Source organism: Frankia sp. CeRuru1 (assembly GCF_977966315.1).
Genome location: NZ_CDWWEW010000464.1, coordinates 1 through 3549 on the forward strand (window position 1 = coordinate 1; position 3549 = coordinate 3549).

Annotated in this window: 4 protein-coding genes and 1 tRNA gene; 2 read left to right on the forward strand and 3 right to left on the reverse strand. The window is 68.7% G+C overall.

Features of this window, described 5'->3' with window-relative positions:
• Together AC08OP_RS22725 and AC08OP_RS22730 are read right to left on the reverse strand one after the other, a co-directional pair.
• Positions 1–649: hypothetical protein (locus AC08OP_RS22725; RefSeq protein WP_476616032.1), on the reverse strand; the 649-nt coding region annotated here is incomplete at its 3' end.
• 98 nt (positions 650–747) lie between these two features.
• Positions 748–820 (reverse strand) — tRNA-Asn (locus AC08OP_RS22730).
• A 152-nt stretch (positions 821–972) separates the two neighbouring features.
• Here AC08OP_RS22730 and AC08OP_RS22735 point away from each other — a divergent pair.
• Together AC08OP_RS22735 and AC08OP_RS22740 are read left to right on the forward strand one after the other, a co-directional pair.
• Positions 973–1269 (forward strand): hypothetical protein, encoded by a 297-nt coding sequence (locus tag AC08OP_RS22735; RefSeq protein WP_476616033.1) that lies wholly within the window; start codon positions 973–975, stop codon positions 1267–1269.
• Positions 1270–1333: 64 nt separating this feature from the next.
• Positions 1334–1747 carry a winged helix-turn-helix transcriptional regulator gene (locus AC08OP_RS22740; RefSeq protein WP_476616034.1) on the forward strand — a complete coding sequence of 138 codons (414 nt, stop codon included), beginning with the start codon at positions 1334–1336 and terminating at the stop codon, positions 1745–1747.
• Between the two features lie 356 nt (positions 1748–2103).
• Here AC08OP_RS22740 and gltX read toward each other — a convergent pair whose 3' ends face one another.
• Positions 2104–3516: a glutamate--tRNA ligase gene (gene gltX, locus AC08OP_RS22745; RefSeq protein ID WP_476616035.1), complete on the reverse strand. Its 1413-nt coding sequence runs from the start codon at positions 3514–3516 to the stop codon at positions 2104–2106.
• Positions 3517–3549: the final 33 nt, after the last annotated feature.

Genomic DNA, 3549 nt, shown 5'->3' on the forward strand with positions numbered 1-3549 from the left:
TCACGTGGGCGTACAGGCCGGCGAGCAGACTGGTGTTGAACCGGACCAGCGCCGGACGGTTTTCGGCTTCGATCACGGCGAGAACGTCGGCGTTGATGTCCGTGATGACCTGGGCGGTGGAGCGGATCCCGGTCTCGTTGACGGGGCCGGTGACCAGTTCGACCCAGCCGATCCAATCCTGCCGTCCGGCTGCGTCGATCACAGCGTCCTTACCGGGGGGTTGGGTGAGGAAGTTCCCGCGGTTCTCGCGAAGCCGGGCCCACCGCGGCTGTGGATCCCGGCTGAGCTGCAGCCGACCCTCGCCGGTGCGGGTCAGGATCTCCATCGTTTCCAGGTCGGCGAGCATGTCGGTCTTGTCCTGAACGGTATAGACCTCGTGCTGGGCGAGGGTGGTGAACCGGTCGAATGCGGCTAGGACCGGTCGGCCTTCGTCCCAGGTGGGCAGATTCATCGCCCGGACCCGTTCGAACAGGTTTTCCACGTTGAACGACGCCAGTCGCACCGGCCACCCCCACAGCACCGTCGTGTTGGCTCTGCTGCACAGCGTGGCAATCTGAGGGGCTACTGTCGACCCACCGGCAGGTGAATCTTTCGTGATCTTGATGGTCCACGCGTGGCCGTGCTTGTAGTAGTTCTCTTGATCTTGCATCGATCAAGATCATAGTATGGATGGGTAAGGCTAAAGTGGTACTGATATGACTCGGAATTGATCTTCGGAAGGGATCAGGCCTCCGGCCTGGGCCTATGCTCCCGCGATAGGACTCGAACCTATAACCTGCCGGTTAACAGCCGGCTGCTCTGCCAATTGAGCTACGCGGGATCGGGTGCCGTGTACCTGCCATGTACCTGACGTCGTCAGCCTACCTGAGGTTCGGGCGGTCTTGGACGTGGGGTAGGAATCAACCCGACGACACAACGTCAAGCGGCCGGCGGCCATCCGCCTGCACGTCCCTCGGTCTCCTGGGAGGCAACATGCGTATCAGGCCCAGCGTCATCCTGGCCCTCGGTCTCGGATACGTCCTCGGCGCCCGGGCCGGCCGGGAGCACTACGACGCCATCATGCGGCAGGTCCGTGACCTCCAGGAGCGCCCGGAGGTCCAGAGCGCGGCGGGACTCGTCTCCGCGCAGGCGGCCACCTTCTACCAGAAGGCCCGGGACCTGCTTGGCGCCCACGCCGGGCAGTCCGCGACCAGGCTGTTCGCTCCCCTCGGCTCGCACAGCTCCAACGGTGTCGGATCCAACGGCGTCGGTTCGGTCGGTGCCCGCTGATCGAGGTACCCTCGCGCCGGAGACCCCGGAGACCACCGATGAGCGGTCCCGGCGGGACATGCTGATGAGGCAGGCGAGGCCGAACGGGCCGGGACGACCGCACGCCTCCGGTCATCCCGAGACTCATCCGGAGACTCCGGACGGCGCACCGTCCGCCCTCGCCGGTCTTGTGGACCTGTTGGGCCGGCGTTTCGCCCTCGCCGTCTACTGGAACCTGCGCGGGACGGCCCTGCCGTTCCGCGCGCTCGTGGCGCGGCTCGACGCGCCGCAGGCCCAGGTGACCCAACGCCTGCGGGAGCTGCGCGAGGCCGGCCTCGTCGAGGTGGACGAGGCCGGCGAGTACCGGCTGACCGCGCACGGCCGTCGCCTGCAGGGAGTGCTGGAACCGCTGGCGGCCTGGGCGGACGAGTGGTCCGGGCTGAGCCCGCGCCAGCGCACGCCCCGAGGATCAGCCACCCAGGGTCACGGTGAGCCCTAAGTCCGGTGGACTCCCGCTTGGCGGCAATATCCTGACATCACGGGATGGTCACTCTCGAGAGGCATTTCGTGACAGCAAGATCACAGCTTGTCTTGAGCTTGTTTTAAGGATCTCTTAGGCCCGGCGGGGTGTGCTGGTCCTTGTCGAACGCGACCGTACCTTGGCCACCCGGGTGGCCGCCCGGGTGGCTGGCGAACTGGAGCAGCCTCACCCACCAGAGGTAACCCCGGCTTCTGGTGGGTCTCCCCAGCCCGGGTCGCGGCCCGTCCCAGCCGTGACCCGGGCTCAGCCCTGCCCGCCGCGCGAGGCCGTCGTGGACCGGCGTGCGCGCGAAGCCGCCGTGGACCGGCGTGAGGTCAGCCGCCGGTAAGCCGTTCCCGCGCTTCGGCGAGCCGCCGCAGGGTGGTCTCCCGGCCGAGCACCTCCAGCGACTCGAACAGGGGCAGTCCCACGCTCCGCCCGGTCACGGCGACCCGCACCGGTGCCTGCGCCTTGCCGAGTTTGAGACCGTGCCGCTCGCCGACCTCGGTGAGCCCGGCCTTCAGCGTCTCGGCCTCCCATTCGATCTTGTCGTAGAGGTCGTGGACGTCGGCGAGCAGTTCCGCTGCCGGCCCCTTCATCGCCTTGGCCCAGGCCGCGTCGTCGATCGGTACCTCCGGCAGGAAGAGGAAGTCGACCATCGGCACGATCTCCGACAGCACGGAGACCCTGCTCTGCGCCAGGGGGGCGAGGGCGGCGAACGCGTCCGCGCCGAACGCGGCCGGCTCCCACGGCGCGGCCGGTGCCGAGAGCCAGGGCCGGACCGCCTCGATGAACTCCTCGACGCTCAGCCGCCGGATGTACTCACCGTTGAACGCCTTGAGCTTCTTCTCGTCGAAGAACGCCGGCGACGGCTTCACGTCGGCAAGGTCGAAGGTGGACTCGATCGTCTCCCAGGGCACGATCTCGTCCTCGCCGGGCGGGGCCCAACCGAGCAGCATCAGGTAGTTCTTCATGGCGGCGGGCAGGTATCCCTCGTCCCGGTAGGACTCGAGCGCCACCTTGTCGCGCCGCTTCGACAGCTTCTGGCGTTTCTCGTTGACGATCACCGGGACGTGCGCCCACACCGGCGGCGCGCCCGCGCCGAGCGCTGCCCAGAGCAGCTGCTGCTTCGGGGCGTTCGACAGGTGTTCCTCACCCCGGATGACGTGGGTGATCCCCATCTCCAGGTCGTCGACGACGTTGGCGAGCAGGAACACCGCCGACCCGTCGGCCCGCGCGACCACGAAGTCCTCGATGGTGTCGTTCGGGAACTCCGGCGTGCCGCGGATGAGGTCCTCGACGATCGTCACGCCGTCGTCCGGCGTGCGAAAGCGCAGCGCCCGGCCGGGACCCGGGGCGAGCCCGCGGTCCCGGCAGAATCCGTCGTAGCCGCGCTGCGCGTTGCCGGTGCGTCCCGCCAGGGCCTCGCGCGTGCAGTCGCAGTAGTAGGCGAGGGCCTCGGCGTGCAGCCGCTCGGCCGCGGCCCGGTGCCGGTCGGCACGCGATGACTGCAGCACCGGACCCTCGTACCCGCCGGGGCTGATGCCGAGCCAGTCCAGCGCGCTGATGATGCCGTCGGTCCACTCCGGCCGGTTGCGGGACGCGTCGGTGTCCTCAATGCGCAGCACGAAGTCGCCGTCGGCGCGCCGCGCGACCAGCCAGTTGAACAGCGCCGACCGCGCCCCACCCACATGGAAGATGCCGGTGGGAGATGGCGCGAATCGAACCCGTACCCGCCCAGATCCCATGCCGCGCAGCGTACAGCGGATCTCGACGGGCGA